This window comes from Streptomyces sp. NPDC048590 (genome assembly GCF_043199535.1).
Classification (GTDB): domain Bacteria; phylum Actinomycetota; class Actinomycetes; order Streptomycetales; family Streptomycetaceae; genus Streptomyces.
In genome coordinates this window covers 229,147-255,566 of sequence record NZ_JBICWC010000008.1, presented here as the reverse complement: position 1 = coordinate 255,566, position 26,420 = coordinate 229,147, and the positions used below count along the sequence as shown (strand labels likewise).

Below are 26,420 nucleotides of genomic sequence, written 5' to 3'. Positions count from 1 at the left end.
CGCCCGGGTCCGGGCGGCCCGCACGGCTGGAGCGTGGATTGACAGGACCGGTACTCGCCGTCGACCAGGGGACGTCAGGGACCAAGGCGCTGGTGATCTGCCCCGAGCGGGGTGTGATCGGTTCCGCTTCCGCGCCCGTGCGGCCCCGGTACGGCCCCGGGGGGCTCGTGGAGGCCGATCCCGCCGAGCTCATCGGCTCGGTCCTCGACGCCGGCCGGCAGGCCGTGGCGGATGCCGGGGAACCGGTCTCGGCCGTAGGCCTCGCCAACCAGGGCGAGACGGTGCTGGCCTGGGACCCGTCCACCGGCCGTCCGCTCACCGACGCCCTGGTCTGGCAGGACCGGCGCGCGGAACGGCTCTGCGCCGGACTGCAGCCGCACGGTGATGAACTCAAGCGCCTCACCGGCCTTCCGGTCGATCCGTACTTCGCCGCCCCCAAGATGGCTTGGATACGCCGCGAGCTGACCAGGGAGGGGGTCGTGACCACCAGCGACTCCTGGCTGATCCATCAGCTGACCGGAGCCTTCGTCACCGATGCCGCCACCGCGGGACGTACCCAGCTGCTCGGTCTGCACGACGTCGAATGGTCGGCCGCGGCCCTGGACATCTTCGGTCTGTCGGACGAGCGACTGCCCGCCGTCGTCGACTGTGCCGGCCCGGTCGGCACCACCACCGCGTTCGGCGGGGAGATCCCGCTCACCGGCCTCATCGTCGACCAGCAGGCCGCGCTGCTGGCCCAGAACGCCCTGGAGCCGGGTCAGGCCAAGTGCACCTACGGCACAGGGGCGTTCCTCCTCGCGCAGACCGGTGGCCGTCCCGTCACCGGCGCCGGCGGACTGGTCAGCTGCGTCGCCTGGCGCCTCGGCGGACGTACCGACTACTGCCTCGACGGACAGGTCTACACCGCCGCGTCGGCTGTCCGGTGGCTCACCGACCTGGGGGTGATCGCCGGGGCCCAGGACCTCGACCCCGTCGGCGCCTCGGTCCCCGACACCGGCGGAGTCACCTTCGTCCCCGCCCTCGCGGGCCTCGCCGCCCCCTGGTGGCGAAGCGATCTGCGCGGCTCGATGACCGGCCTCGGCCTCGGCACCACCGCGGGGCATCTGGTGCGCGCCCTGTGCGAGGGCATCGCCGCCCAGGTGGTCTCGCTCGCCGACGCCGTCGCCCGCGACCTGGGCACCCCGCTCACCTCGCTGCGGGTCGACGGCGGTCTGACCCGGTCCTCCCTGCTCATGCAGACCCAGGCCGACCTGCTGCAACGACCGGTCGAGGTGTCGGCCCTCCCCGACGCGACCGCCCTGGGAGCGGGCGTGACGGCACGGCTCGGGCTCGAGCCGGGGCTGCCGCCGGGCCGGGTGACACCCGAGTGGCGGCCGTCCGCCGTGTACGAACCGATGATCGGTCCCGCGGAGGCGGCGGAGCGACTCGCCACGTTCCGGACCGCGGTGGACCACCTGCTGGAGCGCGCATGACCCCCACCCTCACGACCACCGGCCCGCTCGCCCGGGAGCGGGGAGCACAGGACATCTACGACGTCACCGTCGTCGGGGCAGGCGTCGTCGGCGCGGCCATCGCCCGTGAACTCGCCCGCCACCCCCTGCGCACCGCGCTGCTCGACGCCTCCGACGACATCGGCAACGGCACCTCGAAGGCCAACACCGCGATCCTGCACACCGGATTCGACGCCGTCCCCGGCTCGCTGGAGGCCCGGCTCGTACGGGAGGGGCACGGTCTGCTCGCCACGTACGCCGCCGAATCCGGGATCCCCGTCGAGCGGGTCGGCGCACTGCTCGTCGCATGGGACGAGGACCAGCTCGCGGCACTTCCGGAACTGCGGGCCAAGGCCGGACGCAACGGCTGCCACGACTCCCGCCTCATCGACGCGGACGAACTGCGCGCCCTGGAACCGCACCTGGGGAGCGGAGCGCTCGGCGCCCTCCACGTACCCGGCGAGAGCATCATCTGCCCGTGGACCACCCCGCTCGCCTTCGCCACCCAGGCCGTCAGGGCCGGCGTCCACCTGCACTTGAACTGCCGGGTGCGCGACGTGGTCACCGACGCCGGCGGGCACACCCTCACCACCTCGCGCGGCCCTCTCCGGACCCGTCATCTGGTCAACGCCGCGGGACTGTACGCCGACGAGATCGACAGGCTCCTCGGCCACGACGTGTTCACCGTGACCCCGCGCCGCGGCCAGCTCGTCGTCTTCGACAAGGCCGCCCGCGACCTCGTGGGCCATATCCTCCTGCCCGTCCCCGGCCCGGCCGGAAAAGGCGTCCTGGTGGCCCCGACCGTGTTCGGCAACATCCTGCTCGGCCCCACCGCCGAAGACATCGACGACAGGACCGACACCGGATCCACCGCCGAAGGCCTGAACCTGCTGCGCGAGAAGGGCCGCCGGATCGTGCCCGACCTCCTCGACGAGGAGGTCACCGCCGTCTACGCCGGCTTGCGCGCCGCCACCGGGCAGGAGGACTACCGCATCCAGGAGTACCCCGGACTGCGCTACGTCGCCGTGGGCGGCATCCGCTCCACCGGCCTCACCGCGTCCATGGCCATCGCACGCCACGTCATGGCCCTGCTGGAGGAGACGGGCCTGAGAACCGGAGAGCCCCGCCCGCTGCCACCCGTGACCATGCCCGGACTCGGTGAGGCGGGCGACCGGCCCTACCGAAGTGCCGCGATGATCGCCCGGGACCCGGCGTACGGCACCGTCGTCTGCCACTGCGAACAGGCCACCCTCGGAGAGATCCGGGACGCGCTGGCCTCGACGATCCCACCGCGCTCCCTGGACGGACTGCGACGCCGCACCCGGGCCAGGGGCGGCCGTTGCCAGGGCTTCCACTGCGGCGCCGCCGTCCGCGCCCTGTTCGAGGAGGCACGCCGGTGACCAGAGCGGAACGGCAGGTCGACGTACTGGTCGTCGGGGCCGGCCCCGCGGGCCTCGCGGCGGGAGCCGAACTCGCCGCGGCCGGAACGGACCGGGTGGAGATCCTGGAACGCGAGCGGCAGGCCGGAGGCATCCCCCGCCACTGCCACCACGGCGGCTTCGGCGGCCCCCTCGACAGGTCTCTGTACGCCTGGGCGTCGGCGGCCGGATCCGCGTACGCGCGGAGGGGGCGGACCGGACCCGACTTCGCACGGCGCGCCGTGGCGGACGCCGAGGCAGCGGGCGCCACCCTGCGCACCGGGCTCACCGTGACCGGCTGGGCGGGCGAACGCACCGTGGACGTCACCGGCCCGCACGGGCTCGAGAGGATCACCGCCCGGGCCGTGGTCCTTGCCACCGGCGCCCGCGAACGCCCCCGCAGCGCCCGCCTCATCCCCGGCACCCGTCCGGCCGGGGTCTACACCACGGGCGAACTCCAGCAGGCCGTCCATCTGTACGGACAACCGGTCGGTACCGACGCGGTCGTGGTGGGCGACGAACCCGTCGCCCACGCGGCCATCGCCACCCTGCGCGAAGCCGGGGTCCACGTCGTGGCGGTGGTCACCGGGCGTCCCGCACGCGGGCTCGGCCCCCGCTTCGTACGCGTCCCGCTGCTCACCGGCGCCACCGTGACCTCACTCACCGGGAGTCCCCGGCTGACCGGGGTCTCGGTCCGCCACGAGGACGGACGCACCACCACGCTGCGATGCGACACCGTCGTCCTGACCGGGGACTTCATCCCGGACCACGAGTTGGCCAGGCGCGGCGGCCTCCAGCTCGACCCCGGCACCCGGGGCCCGGCGTACGACAGCGCGTTCCGCACCTCGCGGCCGGGCGTCTTCGCCGTCGGGAACCTGCTGCACGCCGTGGAACGAGCGGGGTTCGCGGCAGAGGAGGGGCGGGCGGTCGCCGTGCCGGTGCTGCACCGGCTCGCCGGTACCGACGTGGTCGACGGTGGGAGAGGGACACCGCTCGCCGTCGAGCCGCCGCTGCTGTGGATCGCGCCCAATGTGACGGGACCGCACCGGACCCGGCCGCAGGGGGACCGGTTCCTGCTGCGCTCGGCGCGGCGGCTGTCCCGTCCCCTGCTCGCCGTATGGCAGGGCGACGACGAACTCCACCGCAGGCGGCTGCTGTCGACGGTCGATTCCGGGAGGACGTTCTTCCTGGACGCCGAGTGGCTCGACCGGGTCGACCCGGACGGAGGGCCGGTGAGCATCACCGTGTCCTGAGTGGCCGGCGGCAACCGCCCGCTTCAGGGAATCAGCAGCCAGTCGGCGCCCACGGCCGCGATCAGCCCCGCGGCCAGCAGCCAACTGCCCAGCCGGGTCCTGCCGTTCCTGCTGAGCTCGATCACGACACCGCAGAGTATGAGCGCCAGCCCGTACACACCGACGACCAGCACCGAGGAACGGCTCGCGATCCTCAGGGCGAGCACGACGGCCATGGCCGCCATGCCCACCGAGGAGAGCACGACGCGCAGCCGACGCGCCTGACGTGGCGTCAGCCTGCTTTCCGGGCCGTCGGCCCCGGGTATGTCATCGGGGCTCACGTCCTGTTCACCCGCCGACACCGGACCGGCGTCCCCTTTGGGACCCGTCTGCCCCGCGAGACCGGCGCCCTGGGCGCGACCGGCGTCCTCCGTGGGTCCGGCGTCGCGCACGGGTTCCGGCCGGCGTTCCGGCTTCTGATCCTGCTCCTGGTCCGAGATGCTCATGAGGCCGGATCGTAACGGCTGGGCCGCGCCGTGTTCGCCCGGCTGTGCGAACACGGCGCGTGGATCAGGCGATCGACGCCGACACGATGGCCGAGACCGCCAGGTTGCACGCGGCCGTCACCCATACCGCGGGGTGCGGTTCGCGCTCCACCAGCGTGGCGCCCAGCTTTCCCGGGGTGACCAGGTCGACGACGAGGAAGGCCACCGCCATCATGACCAGCCCGAGCAGCCCGAACGCGGCCGTGGAGGCGAGTCCCTTGCCGAAGTCCTCGTACGTCGTCCAGATCGAGGTGAAGACGATGCCGCCGATGCCCAGCAGGGCGGAGCTGAGGAGGAGCGCCGCGTTGCGGTTGCGCTCCTCCCATATCTGACGGCCGAGCTTGCCCGGCGTCAGGGCGTCGATCAGAAAAATGCCGAGAACAAGCAGTACGACGCCGAGGGCTCCGTATGCGGTGGCGCGGCCGAGGCCGTTGACGATGTCGGTCATCCGGGCGTCCGTCTCCTGAGCGAGTGGTCGAGGAAGGGCACGTGAACCTGAGCCGCGTGATCGACACGCGGTCAAGAAGGAGCAAAACCTACCGCACGCGCGTGCGGGTTACATCGACCGGTCCCTCACCTCGACCGAACCGGTCCCTCACCTCAACCGAGGAGCCTCCGCGGCCGCGTCGACGACCGGTACGGCCCCGGCGTCCGGACGCCCGCCCTCCGGTGACCGCCCGGACCCCGGAGGGCGGCTGCCGGGATCCACCCGGTCCGCCAGCTTTCGCGCCCAGTCCACCAGTCCGTCCACCCGGAGCCCGTACGGCGCCTGCTCCCGGAAGCTCTCCAGCGCGGTGGCGCCCCGCCTGAGCAGCCGCGCCCCGCCGACCGAGTTGCCGCGAGCCGCATGCGTCAGGCCCACCGCCAACTGTGCGAGTCCGCGCCAGAGTTCGCGTTCGCCCTCCCCTCCCGACTTCCAGGCGTCCTCGAAGACCTCGTGGGCGTGGAAGGGCATCCCCGCGTCCAGCAGCCGCTGGGCCTCGCGCACCGTCCCGTCCGGGGAGCGGACCACCCCTTCGGGCTGGCGCTCCACCCCCGGGGTCCCGTACGGCAGGGGGCGCCCCAGCCCGTCCCGGGGGCGCGCGTTGCGCGCCCGCCCTTCCTCGTCACGGTCCCTGCGAGATGAGTCCACCCCTCGATTGTGCCTCGCACCTGCGGAGAAACCTGAGAACCCTGTCCGCGAACACCCGCGCGCGACTAGGCTCGGAACCCTCCGCAACCACCCTGGAAGGGGAGGCATGAAGCAGTCTCGGCCGTTGTACGAGCGCGAACCGGAACTCGCCGCAGCCGCAGAGGCGGTGGACGCCCTCTGCGGAGGACAAGCAGTCGGCGGACTGCTCGTCTTCAGCGGCGAGGCCGGCATCGGCAAGACGGCGCTGCTCGGCGAGATCCAGGCCATGGCCGCCGACCGCTGCACCGTCTGGTCCGCGCGTGGCGGCGAGACGGTCACCTCGGTGCCCTTCCACGTCGTACGCCAACTGCTCCAGCCCGCGCTCGACCGGCTCCCCGCCGACGAGACCCGTGCCCTGTTCGGCGACTGGTTCGACATCGCCGCGCCCGCCCTGGGGCTGGCCGACCCCAGCGGCCCGCAGCCGGACCCGCAGGGCGTCAGGGACGGCCTCGACCACGTCGTGTCCCGGCTCGCCTCCCGTCTCAGCCACCGTCCGCTGCTGCTCGTCGTGGACGACGCGCACTGGGCGGACGGTGAGTCCCTCGCCTGGCTCGCCGGGTTCACCGCCCGGCTGACCGAACTGCCCGTGCTCGTCGTCCAGGCCCACCGCCCGCAGGAGTTCGCCGACCGCGACGCCGACTGGGCGCTCGCCGGCGCCCCGAAGGACGGCGGCCCCGCGTCCCACCCGGCGCTGACCCGGGTGGCCCTGCGCGCCCTGACCCCCGAGGCCACGGCCGAACTCGTACGCGCCGGCCTGGGGGAGCACGCCGACGATCCGTTCTGCCGCGAGGTGTGGGCCGTCACCGGGGGAAATCCTTACGAGGCGGTCGAGTTGGTCGCCAAGGCCCAGGACCGCGAACTGGCGCCCATCGAGGAGTCGGCCGGCCTCCTCCGCGAGCTCGGCGCCTCGGCCCGCGGCAGCGGTCTCGTCGCCCGCCTCGAACGCCTGGGAACCAACGCCAACCGCTTCGCGTGGGCAGCCGCCGTCCTCGGCACGGAGATCTCGCAGGACCTCGCGGCCCGGCTGGCCGGCATGAGCTCCGCCGAGGCGGCCGACTGCACCGCGCGGCTGAGGGACGCCCGAATCGTCACCGGCTTCGACCCCCTCGAGTTCGTCCACCCGCTCATCGCGAGCGCGGTCTACCGCTCCATCCCGCCGGCCACCCGTACCGCCATGCACGGACGGGCGGCCTGGGCCATCACCCAGGCAGGGCTCGGTCCCGCGGCGGCCTCCCGCCACCTGCTCGAGGTACACCCGGACGACGACCAGGAACTCGTCGCCCAGCTCAGGGAAGCGGCCCGCCAGCATCTCGCCGTCGGCGCCCCGGAAGCAGCCAGGCGCTGTCTCGACCGCGCCCTGGAGGAACCCCCGCGCCCCGACGACCGGGCCGCCCTGCTCTACGAGCTCGGCTGCGCCACCCTGCTCTCCTCGCCGGCCACCACGGTGCAGCATCTGCGAGCCGCCCTCGACACCCCGGGGCTGGACGGGGCCATGCGGATCGACGCCACCTTCCGGCTCGCCTCCGCCCTGTCCCACAACAACCAGCTCAAGGAGGCCGCGCTCTCCCTGGCGGCCGAGGCGTCCCGCACGGCTCCCGGCCCCGGCCTCATGCGGCTCCAGGCCGCGCACTTCCTCTGGGAGGGCATGCAGGCCAGCGAGGACGACGGGCCGGGGCGGTCCGCCCGGCTGGCTCGCAACGCCGACCACCTCAAGGGCCGCGACAACGCCGAGCGCGCCCTGCTCACCCTGCGGGCCTTCGACGCCATGCTCCGCGGTGAGAACGCCCAACTCGTCGTGGACTTCTGCGAACGAGCGCTCGTCGACGGCCGGCCCGCGCGAGGACTCGGCTGGACCGACACGGAATGGGGCTTCGAACTCCCCACGATGGTCGGCATCACCTACGCCTTCACCGACCAGCCCGACCGTGCGGAGGCGCTCTTCAGCGAGGCGGTGCGCGCCTTCGAGATCTCCGGGTGGAGCGGTGCGCACCTCGCGTTCGCGCACACCCTCCTCGGCCTGGTCCACCGCCGGCGGGGCCGCCTCGCCGAGGCCGAGGGCTTCCTGCGCGAGGGTCTGCGCCGTGCCGACCGGGCGGGGAGCGGACTGCCCGTCCACTGGGACGCCGCCTGCCTCCTCATAGACACCCTGCTCGCCCGCGGCCGGACGGCCGAGGCGCGACTGGTGGCCGACCGGTACGACTTCGGCCCTCCGTACCCGAGCGCCATGGTCCTGCCCGACGCACCGTGCGTCCGAGGCCGGCTGCTGCTGGCGGAAGGGCGTACGGAAGAGGCCGTCGCCGAGCTCGAGGCGGCGGGAGCCGCCCTTGAGCCACGCGGCCGCTTCAACGGTGTCTGGGCCCCCTGGGCCGGCGACCTCGCCCGCGCCCTGGCCGACACCGACCCGGCCCGCGCCGCCCAGCTGGCCGCTCGGGCCAGGGTCCACGCGGAGCGGTTCGGCACGGACACGGCGATCGGAGAGGCGCTGCGCTGCGTGGCCCTCTTCGCCCCCGAGGAGGAGGCTGTGCAGCTGCTGGCGGATTCGGTACGCCACCTCGAGGCGTCCTCGTCCGCCTACGAGCACGCCCTGGCCCGGTTCGAGTACGGGGTCGCGATCAGCTCCCAGCGGGAGCTCGCCCGTGCCCAGAAGCTGGCCACCGCCTGCGGCGCGGAAGGGCTCGCCACCCGCGCCCAGCAGGTACGCGCGTCGATCCGGCCCCTGGAGTGAGGTAGTGTTTGTCCTGCGAGGCCGACCGGGAAGACCGGACGGAAGCGCATCGGGACGTGGCGCAGCTTGGTAGCGCACTTGACTGGGGGTCAAGGGGTCGCAGGTTCAAATCCTGTCGTCCCGACTGGAGACAGTCGCAGATCAGGGCCGGTTTCGGAGAAATCCGAAACCGGCCCTCGGTCGTTCCTGGAGACCGGATCCCCCGTTCCGGCCTCCGGAGCTCGTCAGTGAGTGCCGCTACGTGCGGGAGACCGGGAGAAGGTGAGGGCGCTCGGGACGAGGGCGGCGGCGTCGCGGAGCCGCATGCCCCGGTCGCCGTCAGGCTGTGCCGCCATGGCTCGGCCGGCTTTCGGATGCCGGCCATGGCCGCCTGCTCAGGGCTCGGCACCGCAGCGTCGCGCGATGGTTTTCAGACGCTCGAGTTCCCGCCGGGCCGCTGTCGGATGGGCGAGATCAAGGGCCATCCCGGCGCGAGCCGAGATGTAGAGAATGTCCTGCCGGGTGGCGGCATCGAGGCCGGAGGTGGTCCGGAGCCGTCGGCACGTGACACTCAGGAGGATCGCGATGGTGTCGAGATCCTCGCGCAGCCGCACGGGAAGAACCCGCCGTAGTTCGTCCTTGGCGTAGTCGCGCGTCTGCCGGTCAACTTCGCAGGGGCGAGGCGGCACGGGAGCCCACGGTAGGCCGGCCGCTCCGGCGTCGTCGTACATCTCCGCCACCAGGGTGCGCGCGGAGGCCGGATCACCCTCGGCGGCTGCCTCGCGGGCCGACCGCAACGTGGCGCGAAGCCGTGCACGCACAAGCGGATCCTCGCCGGTCCGGGCGTCCAGATAGCTGGACCAGACATCGAACGCCTTCCTCAACTCGGAATCCAGCATGCTCTGGTACACGTCCGGCACTCGGCCACCTTTCCGTCGGGTCCGCCCCGCGTGGACGGCAGCGGTCAGGATAGGACTGGCGTGGGGCGGAGTGCCCGTGAATATCCGGCGCTCGGCCGACGGAAGCCGGCGCCTCGGGCAGCATGCCGTTTCGGGCTGGACGGAGAAGTGGAACGCACCCCCGGGAGCGGTGGTGCCTTCCACTTCTCCGTCCGTGCGCTGCGGCGCGTCTCCGCCCCGGGGGAGCTCGCCGCACTACCGGTTCGAGTACGGAAGTAGCGCCATTTCCCGGGCGTTCTTGATGGCGGCGGCGAGCTGCCTTTGCTGTTGGGCGGTGACGTGGGTGACGCGGCGGCTGCGGATCTTGCCGCGGTCGGACATGAACTTCCGCAGCAGGTTGGTGTCCTTGTAGTCGACGTAGGTGATCCCGGCCGCATCCAGGGGGTTGGGGCGGGACTTCACCGGTTTGGGGGTTTTGCGTGGGGACACGGATGCTCCTTGGGTGAGGGGTGGGTGTGGGTGCCGCCGAGGTCAGGTGACGGGGTCGAGCAGGGAGTCGAAAGCGGCCGGGAGCTTCTTCCAGGACTCGACCCCCGCGCCGTATTCAGCGTCGGTGAGGAGGCAGGATGCGAGGACTCGTTCGAGTCCGTCGTGGTCGAGGCCGGGTGAGGTGAAGACGAGGTGTTGGCAGCGGTCGCCGTGTTCGGGGTGCCAGTCGAGGGCGGCGGCGGCTCGGCGGACGGGGGGTTCCATCTCCCATGCGGCGTCGGGGAGGGAGGCGAGCCAGGGTCCGGCGCTTTCGACGCAGAGGGCTCCGCCGGCGGCGTCCCAGGCGAGGAGGGTGTCGGGGTGGTCGGCGAGCCAGAAGCGTCCGCGGCCGCGGGCGGCGGCGCAGCAGAGTTCTTCGAGTGCGTGGTAGAGGCGTTGGGGGTGGAAGGGGCGGTGGCGGCGCCAGACGAGGGTGGTGACGCCTGCGTTGTCGGCTTCCTGGGGGAGTAGTGCGCAGGCGGGGTGTTGTGCGGCTGCGGCGGCTTCGATGTCGAAGCCGGCGAAGGCGAGGTGTGCGAGTTCGGGGGAGTCGGCGTTCACCTGGTGGGCGGTGGGGTGGAGCTGGGTGAGGAGGGCGCGGTCCTGGTCGTCGGCCTCGTCGCTTTCCACGACGGCGATGACGGGGGCGTATTCCAGTTGGCGTGCCCAGGTGTCGCCGACGGTGCGCTGGTCGGATGAGGCGGCGGCGAGGCCTGCTTCGGAGAGGTCGTCGCCGTTGCCGAGGCAGGGGAGGGCGAGGGCGGGGTCGACCGCTGTGATCACGTTGGTGAGCCGGAGGGTGCGGGCGCCGTGGTGGGCGATGACTTCGGCCATTCCCTTGGGTTCGACGGAGTCCCAGAGTTCGACGACGGCCAGCCGGGTGAGGCCGGCGTCGGCGAGCCGTTCCAGTTCAGGGATCAGGTCCTCGCGCAGGGCGCAGCACGCGCAGTCGTTGAACAGTGGGGCGTGGCCCCGGGAGAGTTCGCCGGATGCGTCGCTCACTCGGCGTACGACGGAGCCCTCGGTCGCTGTGGACAGGTCGTGGTGGAGGGCGACGCTGCCGGGAACGGAGCGCAGCAGGTGCTCCACGACCTCCCTGCGCGCTTCGGAGTGGAGTCCGCCGACGATGACGACGGGCAGTCGGGTGTCGTCCTGCATCAGTTGGCCTCGCGGCGGCCGTAGCGGCGCTCGAAGCGCTCGACGCGTCCGGCGGTGTCCAGGACGCGGGCGTTGCCTGTGTAGAAGGGGTGGCTGACGTTGGAGATCTCGACGTCGACGACGGGGTAGGTGTTGCCGTCCTCCCAGTCGATGGTCTTCTCGCTGGTCATGGTCGAGCGGGTGAGGAAGGCGTGGTTGGCGGCGCGGTCACGGAAGACGACGGGAGCGTAGGCGGGGTGGATTCCGGGCTGCATGGGGTGTCCTTCGGGTCTGTGGGCGGGGCTGGGGCGGGGTGGCGTTTTTGGTCGGTCAGCGTTCTTCGCGGAAGTCGACGTGGCGCCGGATGACCGGGTCGAACTTGCGCAGGACCAGGCGGTCGGGGTTGTTGCGGCGGTTCTTGCGGGTGACGTAGGTGTAGCCGGTTCCGGCGGTGGAGCGGAGCTTGATGATCGGGCGGATCTCGTTGCGTGCCATGGGGGTACTATATGGGAATGGTTTTCGTTACCAAAACCAGTGACCAGACGAGAGGCAGGTAAGACTTTGTCCGCCCACTGCCAACTGACCGGTGCCAAGCCGGGCTTCGGCAACAACATCTCCCACTCGCACCGGCGTACCTCGCGTCGTTTCGACCCGAACATTCAGAAGAAGCGCTACTGGCTGCCCAGTGAGGGGCGCAATGTCCGGTTGACGCTGAGTGCGAAGGCGATCAAGACGGTCGACACCATCGGTATCGAGGCCGCCGTGGTCCGTATCCGTGCCCGGGGAGTGAAGGTCTGATGGCGAAGAAGAGCAAGATCGCGCAGAACGAGAAGCGCAAGGTGATCGTCGAGCGGTACGCGGCCCGGCGTGCGGCGCTGAAGGAGATCATCCGCAGGCCGTCCTCCAGCGACGCCGAACGTGAGGCCGCCGTGGCTGAACTGCGGCGCCAGCCCCGTGACGCGAGTGCCACCCGGGTGCGTAACAGGGACAGTGCGGACGGCCGTCCCCGAGGGCATCTGCGCAAGTTCGGCCTGTCACGGGTCAACGTGCGCCAGCAGGCCCACGCCGGATTTTTGCCGGGAGTCACCAAGTCCTCCTGGTGACCCAGCCGCCCGCGCGGCGGGCGCGGCGATGCCGGTCGGGACTCCACGGCGTCCCGACCTGCATCGCGCAGGCCATGCGCCGAACCGGTTCCGGTGTGTTCCCCGGGGCCCGGCATACGCGACGGGTCGAGGCCGTTCCGCCACCTCAGAGGTGGGCGCGACGGCCGCTGTGTGAGGGTGAGGCGGTCTGCCGGTTCTGCCGGCCGTCCGCCGGCGATGAAGCAGGCAGGCCCGTTCGAGGCGTTCGACTAGGCTGGCAGCGTCGGCACACCTGAACGAAGGACGCACATGGCTCGCCCCTACGCCCCCGGACCGAAGCAGTTCGTCTTCGCGGCCGGTGACGGCGACGGCCAACTGGTCTCCGTCGGCGATCCGCAGGAAGCCTACGTGGCGTTCTCCGCGTTCTTCCGGGAACGTGAGTCGGACACCTATACGATCAACGACGCGGCAGCGGGGCAGAGCCTGGTGCTCATGCCCGGACGAGGCATGATCTCCCGGATCAAGGATGCGAACCGTCCTCGGTCGGAACACCTCAAGGTCGGCAGAGCCAACCGCTACCTTCCGAGCGCGATGCTGTTCTTCGAGAACGGATATGCCGGCCTCGACCATTTCGGCCAGTGGTTCCCGGAGCCCGCCGACCTCGAAGCGTCCCCGGAGGATCGGGGCGCCGCCCGCGCCGCCACCATCACCACGGAAGCCGCGGCCATCGAGGAAGTCGGGCGCATCTGGGGCGATTCAGGGATCGTGGACCCGAGTGACCGGTACTACGTCTTCTTCGACTCGCATGACGCCGACGACGACCGGGCCGAACGGGCCGAGCTGCTCCAGCTGGTGGAATTCCTTGGACTGGAACGCGTCGACGCCCCGGCCGAGGCCGCCGGCGGCGAAGTCTGGGTGCGCACCGACACCCGTCTCGACGTCGAATTCGCCCGGTGGTCGTGAACAGCCGGTGCGGGGTGGGGCGGCTTCACCGGCGGAACGCCGTCCACGGATCTGGGACGACCACGTCCATCGGATACGGAGACGGGGAAGCCTGAGCTCATGAGAGAGATCGTTTTCACGCGCGCCGTCGGCTGGATACCGAACGTGATCCGCGAGAACGGCGAGCTGAAGCTGATGCTGGGTGCCGGGGCGGACGCCAACCACGAGCCCCGCACGTTCACATTCCCCATCGGGGAAGCCCATCTCGAGGTGATCCGGGAGGACCTGGCCCGGCATCTGCTGCTGTGGAGCGCGGTCCTTCCGCTGTGCCACGCCGCCGGAACCCGGGGCCCACTCGACGAGCAGGCCGCCGTCGCGCTCCTGGACCCTGTGCTCCTCTCCCCGCCCGCCGATGTCGACGCGCTGTTCCGGCGCATCCGGTGGGAGAAGAGCCGTCTCATCGCCCATGGGGCCGACATCGCTCTGCTCGAACGCGGTCAGGTCTGCGCCGCGATGCGCGCGGCGACGGAGACGTCGAACAACGAACGCGCTCAGAAGTATCACGTGGACCGTCGCCGCGCCGAGCGCGGAGTGGTCCTCGGTCCACTCGACACCGCACTTCTGAGGTACACGGGGCAATATCCGCACGGTGCGACGATTCCGAAGAGGAAGCCCGACGCCGTCGACCCCGCGCTGCTGCCCGAGGTCATGCGTGTGATCGCCACCGCCGAGCAGGCGTGCGCGGGGATGCGGATCGGCCTCGATCCGCGACGAGGACGCCGCGCCACCGACAAGCGTGACTGGGACCGGATGACCAAGGCGGTGGATGCGGCCGTGCGCCGCGCCCACCCCGAACTCGTCGACGACTCGGTGCGGACGGTGAGTTTCCTGATGTGCTCGGAGGCCTCGGACCGTTCCCGGAGCATGCCCGTCGAAGACGACGAGGAGGCCGACGACGACGGCGCCGGCCTCGGGGGGAGCGCGAGAAAGACGGCTCTGTCGTTCACCGACGACAAGGGTGACGAGAAGAATTGGCTACGGACCGGCCCGCGCACCGCCGGCGCGGAGTTCTGGGACTTCGTCGCGGATCGATCCGCCGGGGACAACGAAGTGTTCACCATCGAGGACGAGGGGATGGGTGAAGGGATCCAGTTCCACTTCTACGCGGACTCCGTCGCCCGGGTCACGACGGTGAGAGAGGGGCGGGGTGGGGCGGAGCCGGAGTACCGGGTCGAGTACGGCCTCGTCGACGGGATCGCCGGCTACCGGAAGCTGGTGAGCGCCTTCGTCCGCGGCGGGTGCGCCGCACTCGACCGGTTCGGCCCCTGGACGACGGATGTCGCCGAGTTCGAGCGCGCGCGTCGGGGGCGCGACGGGACGTAGTGCCGGCGGACGTCGCGTGTACCGAGCGCTTCCCGAGGCCGTGGAGGGACGGCCCTCCGGGCAGGGGTGGGGCGCGGACTCAGTCCCGGAGCAGCTCCCTGGCCACCTCTACGTCGGTGATCAGGATGTTGACCCAGCCGCCGCGAGCGGCACCCCGGATCGCGGCCACCTTGTCCATGCCGCCGGCCACGCCGATCCGCCGGTCGACGGCGCGGAGCCGATCGGGTTCGATGCCGATGATGCGGTCGTTGAAGGGGGCGTCGACGGCTTCGCCGTCGATGTCGAAGTAGCGGGCGCACACGTCGCCGACCGCCCCCAGCTCCCCGAGGTGCCGCTGGTCCTCGGCGGTGATGGCGTTGCCGGAGCGGCGCAGGAGCGGGGAGGGGGCGAGGCTGCCGATGCCGAGCAGTGCGACGGTGAGCCGTGACCACGCCTTCATCGTGTCCGCCATCGCGGGCTCCCGAGAAAGCAGGTCACGTAGCTCGCGGCTCCCCACCAGAGCAGCTGACGGGGCGAACACCGGCTGCGCACCCGTGAGTTCGGCGAGGCGGCTGGTCAACCGGGTGGCGTGCAGCTGCACTTCCGGGCTGCCGGAACCGCCCAGGAGCTGGATCACCTCGCCGGCCACGGGGGGAGTCCTGGCCCGCATCACCTTCACAGCTTCCAGGAGAGTCGCGCTCCAGGACGAGACCCCGATCGTGTCGCCGCCCTTCAGCGTCGCGTCCAGGTAGGTGGCGGTGGCCGCGGCGAGAGCGGGAATGACGTCGATGCCAGGTCCCTCCGCCTCGATCACCACGGCGTCCCGGAGTCCGTACCGCTCCGCGAGCGCGTCCTCCAGCTCCGCGTGCACACCGTCGGGGGACACGACCACGGTACGCACCACCCCGCGGTCCACGGCCTCCTTAAGGAGCCGGGAGACCCGGGGCTGGGACATGTTCAGCTGCGCCGCGATCTCGGGCTGCCGTACGCCGCGCTCGTGGTACATCCGGGCCACCTTGACCAGCAGCCGCACGTGGTCGGGGCCGGGCGTCGACGACGCTGCCACCATGTTCCGGGCCTCCGTCCTTCCGTCATCCTGGTTCCGCCGGGTGCCGCAGGCATTATCGCCCGAGGCGCCGGCGCTGATGCACCGTCGCCCGGCCCGGCAGCCGCTCACCGCCCGTGGCCGCCGAGTCCACGCGCGGCCTCGACCCCTCGGTGCCAGCGGGCGAGAGCGGCACCTCGACGGGCGGAGCCGTCCCGGGCCGGCCGCGTGGTCCGCAGCCCGTCCCGGGCGCGCTCCTCCAGCGCATGGGACGACCACAGGCCGATACCGAGTCCCGCCAGGTGCGCCGCGCCTGCTGCGGAGAGTTCATGGTGCGAGGTCCGGACCACGGCGACCGCCGCGAGATCCGCCTGCAGCTGCATCAGTGTGTCACTTCGGCTCAGGCCGCCGTCCGCGACGATCTCCCGCACACCGGGAAGCGCGGCCAGCACGTCCGTGACCTGGAACGCGACCGACTCCATTGCCGCGCGGGCGAGTTCGGCGCGCCCCGTGCCGAGACCGAAGCCCGCCAGGACGGGCACGGCACGGGCGTCCCACCAGGGAGCGCCGATGCCCCCGAAGGCGGGCACCAAGGTCAGTTCACCGGCGTCGGCGTCGCCCGCGAGCCGGATCAGTTCCTCGGGTGTGGTGTCCAGCAGGTCGGCCAGCCAGGTGAGGGTCCGCCCCGCGGAACGGATGTTGGCCTCGTGGGCGTAGGCCACCCCTTCCCCGGCCGTGGACCAGGCGATGGTGGTGCAGAGCCGATCCGCCGTATCCGGCGAGTCCGCGGCGGTCATCACGGAGGATCCGGTGCCGTACGTGACCTTGACGATGCCCGGGCGCCAGCCGGCGTGGGCGAACAGCGCGGCATGCGAGTCACCCATGACAGCGAGCAGCGGCGTGCCGTCGAGGAGCGGCGCGACACCGCGCAGAGAACCGAACGGGCCGGTGGAGGCGACCACTTGGGGCAGGGCCTGTCGGGGGATGTCGAAGAGCGAGAGCAGTTCGCCGTCCCAGTCCCCGGTCGTGAGGCCGAGCAACTGGGTGCGTGAGGCGTTGCCGATCTCGGTGACGTGCTGCCCCGTGAGCGCCTGCACCAGAAAGGCATCCACGGTGCCCAGGCGCAGGGCACCCGAGCGGGCCCGCACACGACCTGGGTCGTACACGTCGAGCACCGACGCCATCTTCAGCGCGGAGAACATCGGGTCCAGCGGCAGACCTGTGCGCCGGCGTACCTCCGCACCGTGCCCCGCGAGGACGAGGCGTTCGGCGAGCGGCCCGCCGCGTTGGTCCTGCCAGCCGACCAGCGGGGCGACCGGCTGTCCCGTCCTCCCGTCCCAGGCCACGACGGACTCGCGCTGAGTGCTCAGCGCGAGTCCGGCCACACCGGCCGGATCGCTGCCCTCCATGCAGGAGGCGATGGCCGTGCGCACGCTGTCCAGCACCGTCGACGCGTCCTGCTCCACCAGGCCCGGACCCGGATGTGACTGTGTCAGTGGGACCTCGGAACGGGCGACGACCTGGCCGGCCGCGTCGATCAGCAGCGCCTTGGTCGAGCTGGTTCCCTGGTCGACGGAGAGCAGATGCGACTTCACCGTCGCACCTGCCCGAGGGCCTGGCGCGCCGCGTCCCGGATGCCCTCGGCATGGAGTCCGAAGTGATCGAGGAGGAAGTCCGCGCTGCCCGTCGGTGCGAACCCAGGAACTCCCAGCATCCGTACCGGCACCGGATGGTGTTCGGCCACCAGCTTCGCGACCGCCGCGCCGAGCCCGCCGGAGACGAGCCCTTCCTCCACCGTCACCACGGCTCCCGTCTCCCTGGCGGCCGCGATGACGGCGGCCTCGTCGATGGGTTCGACGAACGCCATGTTGAGGACCCGCGCGGAGATACCGTCCGCCGAGAGCAGTCCGGCCGCGTCGAGCGCTCGCGACACCATCGTGCCCACGGCGATCAGGGTGACATCCCCGCCCTCGGCCAGGCAGGTGGCCCGGCCGGGCTCGAACGGCGCGCCGTCGGGCGTGACCGTGGGCACCTTGAACCGGGGAACCCGCAGATAGACCGGCCGGCCCGAGGAGGCGGCGTACCGCACGGCCGCGCGGGTCTCGGACGGATCGGCCGGCACGATGATCTCCAGCCCGGACACCGCGCGCATCCACGACAGATCCTCGATGGAGTGGTGCGTGGGGCCGAGTTCGCCGTAGGCAATACCCGGGCTCTGCCCGCACAGCACGACATGCCGCCCCGTGTAGGCGATGTCCGCCTTGATCTGCTCCATCGCGCGGCCGGTCAGGAAGGGAGCGGCGGCCGATACGAAGGGCACGAAGCCGGCGTTGGCGAGACCTGCCGCCACACCGACCATGTCCTGCTCCGCGATACCCACATTGATCAGCCGGTCCGGGAACTCATCACGGAACCCGACGAGGTTGCTGGATCCGACGGAGTCGTTGCACACGGCCACGATCCGGTCGTCGGTGCGGGCGAGCTTGGCCAGCTCCTCGGCGAAATCGGCTCGGCAGTCGTACCGGGCGGGTTGCTGCGTCACTGAGGTCACCGGCTCAACTCCTCCAGAGCGAGGGAGAACTGCTCATCGCTGGGTACCTTGTGATGCCATTCGACGCGGTCCTCGATGAAGGAGACTCCCTTGCCCTTCACGGTGTCGGCGATGACTGCGACGGGACGCCCGGACGTCGACGGCGCGTACGCCTCCTTGATAGCCGCGTGGTCGTGCCCGTCGATCACGCGTACCTCCCATCCGAAACTCGACCACTTCCGGTCCAGTGGCTCAAGGCTCTTGGTCTCCTCCGTACGCGCCCCCTGCTGCAGCCGGTTGCGGTCCACCACGGCCGTCAGGGACGGGAGTTCGTAGTGGGCGGCGGTCATCGCGGCCTCCCAGTTGGAACCCTCCTGCAACTCGCCGTCGCCCAGGACGACCATGGTCCGCCAGCTCTCACCGCGCAGTCGGGCGCCGAGGGCGCAACCGACGGCAACCGGGAGCCCATGACCGAGTGGCCCGGTGCTGGTCTCCACGCCGGGCACCTTGAGCCTGGCCGGATGACCGTTGAGCGGAGAGAGCGGTGCCATGAACTCGCGCAGGCGCTCCCGCGGGAAGAACCCGCACGAGGCGAGCGTCGAGTACAGCGCCGCGGCGCAGTGCCCCTTGCTGAGTACCACGCGGTCCCGCTGCGCGTGGTCCGGCCGGTCAGGGTGCATCCGCAGAGCGCCCCACATCGCGGTGACGAGCAGATCGGTGACGGAGAGATCCCCGCCCACGTGTCCCATGCCCGCGGCCCGGATGGTGGTGAGGACGTCCCGTCGTACGAAAGTGGAGAGCGCGGCGAGTTCGCGTGCGGCTTCGGCCGACGACGCGGAGCGCAGCCGCGTGGCCCGCGCGTGGTAGACGCGTGAGGCGTCGGGGTCGGAGACCAGCGGCGGTGGGACCTGCGCTACCCCGGTCACGCGGATCCCCCTTCCGGTTCCGACTCCGATTCGGCCAGAGCGCGGAACAGCGCGCGCTTCGCGATGCGTTGGGCACCGAGCGCGTCCTGCGCGGCCTGCGCTGCTGTCAGCTCGGCACGGTCCAGGTAGCCAAGTGCCCGGTGGAAGGCGCGCATCGTGCGAATGCCGGTCCGTGCGGCTTCGACGGGATCCTCACGGAAGGGGAACTGGTCGAGCTGCCAGACCCCGGACCAGCCCCCGTCCTGCAACGCGTGGAAGAACTCGAAGGTCTCCAGGAGGTGGACGGAGCCGACGACCATGTCGTCGTCCCAGCCGCGGAAGTTGTCGTTGACGTCGATGGCGAAGAGCTTGTCGCGCGCGATCGCCAGCCGGGCTGCCTCTGCCGGGGTCTCGCCACCGTAGAGGGAGTGCCCGAAGTCCAGGAGCACGCCGACGTTGTCGACACCCATGTCCTGGATGGCGAGGAGGGTGCGGGCGACGGAGGAGAACACCATGCGGTTGCGGGGCTCACGCGGCTTGTACTCGATCGCGAACTTCAAGTCCGGGTAACCCTCGGCAAGTTCACGCAGAGCGTCGACGGACTTGGTCCACAGATCGGTGTAGTCGGCCTGGAAGGGGTAGTCGTACCCGTCCTGCCCCGGCCAGATCTTGACGTAGTCCACGCCGAGCTCGCGGCCGACCTCGGCGGAGGCGGCGACCAGGTCGATGGCCTGACGGCGCACCATGGCGTCGGGGTTCGTGAAACCGCCCTTGGCGAACTTGCCGGTGTAGAACTCGGGCGTCACGGCGATGGCCCGGAGGTTCTGCTCGGCCAGCGCGTCACGCACCTCGGAGGTCGTGATGTCGCCCGGCGGAAATGGCCAGTTGAGGTCGAGCACCGAGAGGTCCCCGACGGATCCGGCCAGCTTGATGGCGTCCAGGACGGTCCGCGGCTCGCCGTATCCGTCGGTGGCGTACCGGTCGACATACGTGGCGAAGTGCCAGACCCCGGCGCCGTATACCGGTTCACGCCGACTGGTTGGAATGTCTATGCGTGGTTGAGTGGACATGCGCGTCAAGCTATGGAGGTAGCCCCGTCACGTCAACCCCTCGTGCGTGAACGGTGCTGCCAGCGAGGTGAGTTCACGTGAGGTCCGCCGACATGGACCTTGGAGCGGCGCTGCTTGAGCGGGGGCCGACGGCGGACCAGCGGGGTGGCTGACCAGGGGGCTGCGCGCCGGGCGCGGAGCGCCGACGGGCCTACGTGGCTGCCGCACCGGCCTTGCGCCCTCGCTGATGGTGCCGCCCATCGGAGAGTCGTGCCCAGGTGTTCTGTCGTGGTCGGCCCGGCACTTGCATGAATGTCAACCGGCGGTGCGATTCCGGCCCGACCTCGCGACTCCGGCGACCGGGGCCGTGCCGGTGGACGGGTGCCGGCCGTTCGTCACCAAGAGCGCTGTAGGTGGGGTAGTCAAGCGGTTCTCCCCGACGGCGTCCCCCTCCAACCTTGAGTTCATGGACGAGCGCACCTTCAGCGGCCGACTGATCCAGGCACCGGGTGAGCCGCGGCGGCCGGTCCCACCAGGCCGGAGGCCGCGCCTCCGGACCAAGGACCTGGAGTGCGGCTCCGCCTGCCCCTCATCGGGCCGCCGCATGGTCCGAGGGCGACGCGACCGGGTCTCCGCGTCTCGGTTCCCAGGCGGCCGCGCACAGCGACTCGGCCACGGCTGCCGTGTACCGGGCCGAGGCGAGCCAGTGGGTGGCGAAGTCGTCGGTCTCCGAGGGGAGAATGCGGCCGAAGTGGTCACGATCACGCGCGGCCGCCGATGCGCACAGGGTGGTGAGGAGCCCGGCGGCCGTGGGCAGTCCCGCGCGGCGGAGGCGGCGGGCCTCGGCGGTGACATCGCCGAGCATCGCGAGTGCCGCACGGCCCGCCGGCACCGTCTGTTCGACCCTGCGCTCCAAGAGGTACAGGGGCGAGGAGTGCGCGCCCGCTTCGCCGGGCCGGAGCGGGGCAGGGGCCACGCGAGCGGTCGGGTCCGGGAGGTCGGCGCGGCGCAGGCGGTCCAGGCCGAGATCGATCGAGCCCTCGCCGGTGGGATGCGAGCAGGCGAGGAGTGCGAGCCGGGGATGCGGAGCGGGAACCAGACGGCCGATGATTCTCAGCCGTGCCCCGGGCGCTGTGGCCAGCAGCATGAGGTTGTCGCGGTGGGCCAGCGCGGGGTCGTCGTCGGCGGCCGTGAGCCGGACATGAGTGCCGTCGTCACAGCGCGCGAGCAGACAGCTGCCGCCCGACTCCTCGACAGCTCCGAGAAGTTCGACGTCCAGGAAGAGCAGATCGTCGCCCGTACCGGCCTGTTCGGTACGACGGGAGGCGGTCCGCAGAGCCCGCGCCGCCTGCACGGACGGCGAGGTCTCCCACAGAGCGGCGAGCGGAGGCTCCGTCCACCGAGCGCCACGGGCCGAGACCGCTCTGACACCCTTTCCCGCGCCCAGTCGGCCGTCCGGGGACACCGTCGCCCCCGAGACCGCCAGCCCCGCCCGGCCCAGCTCGCGATGGGTGAGAGCCGTGTCCCCGAGACGGACCGTCCGGTCCGCCACGCCCACGGCCCGCCCCGCTCCGCCCGGTGCGACGTCGCCGACCGTGAAGAGCCGGCCGCCGGGGCCGGCGACCCAGGTGCGGACCCCACCGTGCCCCGAGTCCGTGACCACGGGTTCGGTGAAAAGGCCGTACAGGCGCAGCGAGCCGTCCGGGCTGTAGGGACGGCGCGCCGCACCTCTGACGCCCGCCAGCTCCGCCCCGGCCGCTCCGCCCACCCGGTGCGCGGTTCCCAGCAGTTCGGACAAGGCCGTGACGAGCTCGGCGGTGCGGTAGGCGGGGTCACCGGAACGGGCAGCGCGCAGCAGTGTGACGACCGACAGCGCGGCGCCCGCGGGACGTGGCAGATGCCGCAGGCGGGCGGTGTGCGCTGCTCGCAGGAGTGCCGACTGCACGACGGCGCCCGCGCCGTCGACGCCGGCCTCCAGCACCGCGCAGCCCGCCGACCAGAGGGCCTCGGCCGCGGCGCGCTCGGCGGGGCCGGCCGTCTCCTGCGAGGGGGAGGGCGAAGCATCCGGTCCGGGGGCGGTAGGACCGACCGTGCTGCCGGAGCTGCCGGAGCTGCCGGAGCTGCCGGAGCTGCTGGAGCTGGCGGGGCTTTCCGAGCCGTCGGCGGGGGCGAGCATGTCGGCGCGCGAGCCTGCCTCGGTGACCTTCCCGGGCTGCGGCCCGGACGCTTCCTCCGACGGTTCCGCCATGGGCGCCGCGCACGCGGCGGCCGCCCGGTGGACGCAGGCCGGTGCGAGGAGACATCCGCAGACGATGGAGTCCGCCGAAGTCACCACGCCGCCCGGGGCGTGCAGGCGCAACTCGGTCTCCTCGTCGACCGAGACGGTCACGGTGTCCCCGTCGCGCTGCGTCGGGCGGGTGCCGAGCTTCGTGACCGCGGCGTCGAGCCGCTTGCGAAGGCGGGGAGACAGAGCCTCCACCAGCGTCGCTGTGACCTCCGGCGCGACGGGCGGCAAGGGTGTGGCTGTCATGCTGTCTTCTCCCCGATCCAGCGGGCCAGTTCGAGTGGGCTGAGTGCTGCCACGGGCATGCCCGCGGCCACGAGCTGCCCGGCCACGCCCGTCGAGTAGCGCGGCCGGCCGGCGTCGTCCAGGCTCGCGCAGCCGAGGACATGGCAGCCCGTGTTCACGAGAGCCCGTACTTCGGCGAGCAGTCCGCCGAGCGGTGCTCCCTCCTCGAAGTCACTGATGACGACGACGAGCGTGCGGCTGGGGACCGTGATCAGGCTGCGGGCGTGACGGAGTCCGGCGGCGATGTGCGTCCCCCCGCCCACGCTCACCTCCAGCAGGAGCGAGAGGGGATCGTGCACATGGCCGGTGAGGTCGACGACGTCGGTGGAGAAGGCCAGGAAATGGGTGCTCAGGGTCGGTACCCCCGCCAGCACCGAGGCGGTCAGCGCGGACCAGATGGTCGATGCCTCCATGGACCCGGAGACGTCGGTGACCAGGATCAGACGCCAGTCGGCCGAACGCCGGGCGCGACTGCGGAACACCGGCCGCTCGGGAACGACCTGCACCGTGCCGTCCGCCGTCCGGCGGGCGGTCGCCAGGTTGGCGCGGAGGGTGCGCGGCAGATCCAGCCGGCCCCCGGGCCGGCGGGTGGGACGGGCCGTCATCGCACCGGTCAACGCCGGCCGCAGCCGGGTGGCGAGCTGCCGGGTCAGTTCCTCGACCAGGCGGCGGACCAGGGGACGGAGCGCCGCGAGGCGGGCCTCCGGGAGCCCGCCGGCGTACCGCAGGACGGTCCGCAGCAGCTCCACGGAGGGGGTGGCGGCGGCCGGGTCGAGCTCGGCGAGGACATCGGGTCTGCCGGTCGCTGCCGCGGCGGCCAGAACCTCCTCGCGGACCCCGGGACCGAACAGCGCGGCCAGTTCCTCGGACCACTCACGGACGCCGGGGAACGAGGCCTCCCGGCCACCTCCCGAACCGGAACCGCCACCGGGCAGCCCGCCGCGCGAGCCCTCGCCGCGTCCCGCACCGTAGAGCTCGTCCAGAGCGGTCGCCAGGCGGGCGGCCCCGGACGGCAGCCGGTCGGGGCGACGGCCGAGCACGAGGCGCCACCGGTCGGCGGGCGCGAGTGTCCTCGTGGAGGTGCTGGGCGGGGGGACGGCGCCCGAGCCGGTCGGGTACGGGGCCCCGGAAGCCGTGGGACCGGGGAGTGCGGGGGAGGAGGCCGACGAGTTGTCCGGCAGCTGTGGTGACCGGTCGTCCGGCACGGGCTGCGGGACGGGCAGGCCGAGACCGGCGAGGAGCTCCCGGGCCGCGAGGTCGGCGGCGGTCCGTTCGGCCAGCTCGGCCGGATCGTCGTCGTCGATACCGTCGACCCGTTCGCCCAGCCGTTCCTCGACGGTGTCCAGCAGCCGGTCCCTGGCAGCAGGGCTCAGCGTGTCGAACCCGCCGCGAAGGGCGGGCAGCCGGGTCAGGAACGCCGTGTCGTCCAGTTCGACGACGCGGCGCAGCAACGGATCCAGGGCGCTGACGCCCACCGTCAGGAGGGGCCCTGCCGCCGTGAGGACGCCGGTGAGGCGAGCGGTGAGTGCGGTCCGGGACCCACTGTCCACGGCTCCGTCCACCCAAGAGGCGACGCGTGCCCCGAAGGTCTCGGCCTGCTCGTGGCCGGTGAGCACCCGGACGGCCGCTGCGGCCGCCGACATCAGCGGGGTGCCTTCGGAGACCAGCCGGGCGAGCGCGGCCGTGAGCCTGATGCCGCCCACCCGATCGGCCCGCTGGGCGAGTTCGAGCAGGGCGCGGGCGTCCTCGGGCTCCTCGGACCCGGTCAGGCCGTCCACCTGACGGACCGCGGCGGAGGTCAGGAGCTCCGTCGCGCGCGCCACGCGGGTGCCGCGACCGGAGGTGCCGGCGGTGGTGGGCCCGACGGTTGCCGGGTCGGCGGACTGCGAGGACGTCCCGGTGGCCGACGGGGCGCCGGGCGTGGACATGCCGGGGAGGTGACCCGCGTCGATACGGTCCAGAAGGTCCAGCGCGGTGAGGAGTTCGGGGAGGGTCCCGACGGCGGGGAGCACGTCCGACAGTTCCGCGAGACGCTCGTCGGCCAGGGCGGGGAGGCCGCACTCGGCGGCCTCGGTCAGCCCCCGAACGACCTGGGCAGCCGTGGGACCGCCGTCAGCCAGCTCCGCCGCGTGCCGCTGCCGCAGCACACCTTCGGCCGCCTGGGCCGCGGTGACACCGCGCGCACCGGCGGCGGTGAGCATCGCCGCGGTCGCCGGGGTCCACCGCACCTGCCAGCGGGTCGTCAGCCCTTCCGACCCCGCTGCGCCCACCACCGCCTGCTCCTGCGCGTAAGGGATGCCGCACACCGTGAGCCTGCGCAGCAGCAGTTCGCGTCGTCCGTCGAGAGCGGAGCGGGCAGGGTCGAGCCGGAGGTCGCGCGCCTCTCTCTCGTGCGTGTGTTCCGGGCCGGGGAGCGAGAGCGCGACCGTCTCGGCCTCGACGGCCGGGCCGAGCCCGCCGCGAGGAGCGGAGCGGGTGGGACGGCCGGTGCGGGTTCCGACGAGTACGCGTTCGAGTGCCCGGGCCACCGCCCGACCCGTGCCGTAGGTCTCACCGCGCCCGAGCACCGTCTGCACGGCTTCCAGGAGTTCGCCGCGCCCGGGAGCGGGCAGACCACGGAGGCGGGCCAGGTCACCGGCGACCCGGACCACCTCCCGGCCGTCCGCCGGTCCGTACGGATGGCCCTGGCCACGCAGGTCCGCGCAGACCCGGACAGCGGTGCGGATCAACGCCTCCTGCAGCGCGCCCGGATCCCCGGCCGCCTCCAGAACCGTGTGCTGCCACTCGGGATCCCGGATGCCTGCCGGGTAACCCGAACGTGAGTCGAGCAGCGGGTAGGTGTACGGGATCAGCGACACCGTGCAGGCCGCCGCCCCGGTGTCGCCCGCGGCTCCGGCGCCCGGCCCGCGCGAGGCGGACAGCTCCTGGGCCTCCGAAGGGCGGTCCCCGGTGGCCGACGGCAGTAGTGCCGGGGTGTGGAAGGCTCCCACGACCACGGCGGGCCGCCGGCCGCTCGCCAGGGACTCGGCGATGTGCCGGCGCATACAGGCTTCGCGTACCAGGTCGGTGCCGTCGACACCGCCGCGCGCCTCGGCCTCGTGCCGCAGTGCCCATCCGGTGAGGAGAGCCGCGCGACGCAGCGCCTCCGGCGGCGAACCCGGTGCGGGCGCCTCCACCAGGCGGTCCCACAGGTCGTCGCCGTCGCGACCGGTCAGCCGGGACCTGAGCGCGGTGGACAACCCGTGTCCCGTACCGTGCGCGGAGTCGGCGCCCGGTACGGGGGCGGTGGCGTCCGGACCGCCGCCCCCTGCCCAGGCCCGATCGGCCAGCGGCAGGTCGCAGGCCACGGCCGGTACGCCGTTCCGGGCCGCCCAGCGCAGGGCGACCAGTTCGGGCGAGAAGTCCGCGAACGGGTAGAAGGCGGGGCCCCGTTCGCCCGCCGCCCCGGGACCGTCGGCGGGCACGGCGGCCAGTGCCACCGGGGCCTCGGTCTCCTCGTGGGCGAGCCAGGCCAGCCAGGGCTGGAACTCCGCCGGCAGTTCGACGAGGAGGACGTCGGGTGCCTCGGCGTCCAGCAGCGCGGGGAGGGCCGCCGCCAGCGACGGGGCGTGGTGGCGTACCCCTATCAGGAGCGGCCGCCCGGGGCCGGTCGCCGCGAGGGCCGCCACCGCCGCCTCCGGGGTGGTGGCGGGTCCGGCCGCGGTGTCCTGGGCCGTGACGGCGCAGGGCACCCGGTTGCCGGCCGCCCCGGCCGCGGACCGTGGTCCGTCAGCGGCGGACGGCGTCGCGGGAGTGATGGGCAGGCTCATCCG

23 protein-coding genes and 1 tRNA gene are annotated in these 26,420 nt (G+C 72.4%); 9 read left to right on the top strand and 15 right to left on the bottom strand.

Going from position 1 to position 26,420, the window contains the following annotated elements; genetic code table 11:
- Positions 1-38 precede the first annotated feature (38 nt).
- The 3 genes from ACGFNN_RS24050 to ACGFNN_RS24040 are packed head-to-tail and all read left to right on the top strand — an operon-like array spanning position 39 to position 4,161.
- Positions 39-1,472: an FGGY family carbohydrate kinase gene (locus tag ACGFNN_RS24050; protein WP_393558816.1), complete on the top strand. Its 1,434-nt coding sequence runs from the start codon at positions 39-41 to the stop codon at positions 1,470-1,472.
- Positions 1,469-2,890, top strand: a complete 1,422-nt coding sequence (locus tag ACGFNN_RS24045; protein WP_393558814.1) for an FAD-dependent oxidoreductase — start codon at positions 1,469-1,471, stop codon at positions 2,888-2,890. The genes ACGFNN_RS24050 and ACGFNN_RS24045 overlap by 4 nt, the downstream gene beginning before the upstream one ends.
- The gene (locus ACGFNN_RS24040; protein ID WP_393558812.1) at positions 2,887-4,161 is read left to right on the top strand and encodes an FAD/NAD(P)-binding oxidoreductase; all 1,275 of its coding nucleotides are present in this window, start codon (positions 2,887-2,889) and stop codon (positions 4,159-4,161) included. Before ACGFNN_RS24045 ends, ACGFNN_RS24040 begins: the two co-directional genes overlap by 4 nt.
- Positions 4,162-4,184: 23 nt before the next feature.
- Here the strand turns inward: ACGFNN_RS24040 and ACGFNN_RS24035 are convergent, their stop codons facing one another.
- The 3 genes from ACGFNN_RS24035 to ACGFNN_RS24025 all read right to left on the bottom strand — a co-directional run bounded on the left by ACGFNN_RS24035 (position 4,185) and on the right by ACGFNN_RS24025 (position 5,817).
- Complete coding sequence (locus ACGFNN_RS24035; RefSeq protein WP_393558810.1) at positions 4,185-4,646, bottom strand: hypothetical protein; 462 nt, start codon at positions 4,644-4,646, stop codon at positions 4,185-4,187.
- A 64-nt stretch (positions 4,647-4,710) separates the two neighbouring features.
- Positions 4,711-5,133 carry a DUF350 domain-containing protein gene (locus tag ACGFNN_RS24030; protein ID WP_362554125.1) on the bottom strand — a complete coding sequence of 141 codons (423 nt, stop codon included), beginning with the start codon at positions 5,131-5,133 and terminating at the stop codon, positions 4,711-4,713.
- Positions 5,134-5,280: 147 nt separating this feature from the next.
- Positions 5,281-5,817 carry a DUF309 domain-containing protein gene (locus ACGFNN_RS24025; RefSeq protein ID WP_393558809.1) on the bottom strand — a complete coding sequence of 179 codons (537 nt, stop codon included), beginning with the start codon at positions 5,815-5,817 and terminating at the stop codon, positions 5,281-5,283.
- 106 nt (positions 5,818-5,923) lie between these two features.
- Here ACGFNN_RS24025 and ACGFNN_RS24020 point away from each other — a divergent pair, with 106 nt between their 5' ends.
- Both ACGFNN_RS24020 and ACGFNN_RS24015 read left to right on the top strand, forming a co-directional pair.
- Positions 5,924-8,581: an ATP-binding protein gene (locus tag ACGFNN_RS24020; protein WP_393558807.1), complete on the top strand. Its 2,658-nt coding sequence runs from the start codon at positions 5,924-5,926 to the stop codon at positions 8,579-8,581.
- Between the two features lie 50 nt (positions 8,582-8,631).
- Positions 8,632-8,705: transfer RNA gene (locus tag ACGFNN_RS24015), tRNA-Pro, on the top strand.
- A 250-nt stretch (positions 8,706-8,955) separates the two neighbouring features.
- On the opposite strand, the gene ACGFNN_RS24010 is transcribed toward ACGFNN_RS24015, so the two are convergent.
- From ACGFNN_RS24010 to rpmG, 5 genes are all read right to left on the bottom strand, one after another.
- Complete coding sequence (locus ACGFNN_RS24010; RefSeq protein ID WP_393558805.1) at positions 8,956-9,480, bottom strand: hypothetical protein; 525 nt, start codon at positions 9,478-9,480, stop codon at positions 8,956-8,958.
- Between the two features lie 234 nt (positions 9,481-9,714).
- Positions 9,715-9,948: a 30S ribosomal protein S18 gene (gene rpsR, locus ACGFNN_RS24005; RefSeq protein ID WP_393558803.1), complete on the bottom strand. Its 234-nt coding sequence runs from the start codon at positions 9,946-9,948 to the stop codon at positions 9,715-9,717.
- A 42-nt stretch (positions 9,949-9,990) separates the two neighbouring features.
- Positions 9,991-11,145 (bottom strand): CobW family GTP-binding protein, encoded by a 1,155-nt coding sequence (locus ACGFNN_RS24000; protein ID WP_393558801.1) that lies wholly within the window; start codon positions 11,143-11,145, stop codon positions 9,991-9,993.
- A complete protein-coding gene (locus ACGFNN_RS23995; RefSeq protein ID WP_393558799.1) occupies positions 11,145-11,399 on the bottom strand; it encodes a type B 50S ribosomal protein L31 in 255 nt (84 codons plus the stop codon). The genes ACGFNN_RS24000 and ACGFNN_RS23995 overlap by 1 nt, the downstream gene beginning before the upstream one ends.
- Before the next feature lie 55 nt (positions 11,400-11,454).
- A complete protein-coding gene (gene rpmG / locus ACGFNN_RS23990) occupies positions 11,455-11,619 on the bottom strand; it encodes a 50S ribosomal protein L33 (protein ID WP_362554145.1) in 165 nt (54 codons plus the stop codon).
- A 66-nt stretch (positions 11,620-11,685) separates the two neighbouring features.
- On the opposite strand from rpmG, the gene rpmB reads away from it, so the two are divergent.
- The 4 genes from rpmB to ACGFNN_RS23970 all read left to right on the top strand — a co-directional run bounded on the left by rpmB (position 11,686) and on the right by ACGFNN_RS23970 (position 14,531).
- On the top strand, positions 11,686-11,922 hold the full coding sequence (gene rpmB / locus ACGFNN_RS23985; RefSeq protein WP_393558798.1) for a 50S ribosomal protein L28: 237 nt from the start codon (positions 11,686-11,688) through the stop codon (positions 11,920-11,922).
- Positions 11,922-12,227 carry a 30S ribosomal protein S14 gene (gene rpsN, locus ACGFNN_RS23980; protein WP_393558796.1) on the top strand — a complete coding sequence of 102 codons (306 nt, stop codon included), beginning with the start codon at positions 11,922-11,924 and terminating at the stop codon, positions 12,225-12,227. Before rpmB ends, rpsN begins: the two co-directional genes overlap by 1 nt.
- 288 nt (positions 12,228-12,515) lie before the next feature.
- Positions 12,516-13,169, top strand: a complete 654-nt coding sequence (locus ACGFNN_RS23975) for a hypothetical protein (protein WP_393558794.1) — start codon at positions 12,516-12,518, stop codon at positions 13,167-13,169.
- Positions 13,170-13,268: 99 nt separating this feature from the next.
- Positions 13,269-14,531, top strand: coding sequence for a DUF6357 family protein (locus ACGFNN_RS23970; RefSeq protein ID WP_393558792.1), 1,263 nt, complete (start codon positions 13,269-13,271; stop codon positions 14,529-14,531).
- Between the two features lie 79 nt (positions 14,532-14,610).
- On the opposite strand, the gene ACGFNN_RS23965 is transcribed toward ACGFNN_RS23970, so the two are convergent.
- The 7 genes from ACGFNN_RS23965 to ACGFNN_RS23935 form a co-directional block, all read right to left on the bottom strand.
- Positions 14,611-15,579: a sugar-binding transcriptional regulator gene (locus tag ACGFNN_RS23965; protein WP_393558790.1), complete on the bottom strand. Its 969-nt coding sequence runs from the start codon at positions 15,577-15,579 to the stop codon at positions 14,611-14,613.
- A gap of 104 nt (positions 15,580-15,683) precedes the next feature.
- Positions 15,684-17,150, bottom strand: coding sequence for an FGGY family carbohydrate kinase (locus tag ACGFNN_RS23960; RefSeq protein ID WP_393558788.1), 1,467 nt, complete (start codon positions 17,148-17,150; stop codon positions 15,684-15,686).
- Positions 17,147-18,106 carry a transketolase family protein gene (locus ACGFNN_RS23955; RefSeq protein WP_393558786.1) on the bottom strand — a complete coding sequence of 320 codons (960 nt, stop codon included), beginning with the start codon at positions 18,104-18,106 and terminating at the stop codon, positions 17,147-17,149. Before ACGFNN_RS23955 ends, ACGFNN_RS23960 begins: the two co-directional genes overlap by 4 nt.
- The gene (locus tag ACGFNN_RS23950; protein WP_393558784.1) at positions 18,103-19,011 is read right to left on the bottom strand and encodes a transketolase; all 909 of its coding nucleotides are present in this window, start codon (positions 19,009-19,011) and stop codon (positions 18,103-18,105) included. The genes ACGFNN_RS23955 and ACGFNN_RS23950 overlap by 4 nt, the downstream gene beginning before the upstream one ends.
- Positions 19,008-20,060, bottom strand: coding sequence for a TIM barrel protein (locus ACGFNN_RS23945; RefSeq protein WP_393558783.1), 1,053 nt, complete (start codon positions 20,058-20,060; stop codon positions 19,008-19,010). Before ACGFNN_RS23945 ends, ACGFNN_RS23950 begins: the two co-directional genes overlap by 4 nt.
- A 568-nt stretch (positions 20,061-20,628) precedes the next feature.
- Complete coding sequence (locus tag ACGFNN_RS23940; RefSeq protein WP_393558781.1) at positions 20,629-22,569, bottom strand: hypothetical protein; 1,941 nt, start codon at positions 22,567-22,569, stop codon at positions 20,629-20,631.
- On the bottom strand, positions 22,566-26,417 hold the full coding sequence (locus ACGFNN_RS23935; RefSeq protein WP_393558779.1) for a DUF5682 family protein: 3,852 nt from the start codon (positions 26,415-26,417) through the stop codon (positions 22,566-22,568). The genes ACGFNN_RS23940 and ACGFNN_RS23935 overlap by 4 nt, the downstream gene beginning before the upstream one ends.
- Between the last annotated feature and the right edge of the window lie 3 nt (positions 26,418-26,420).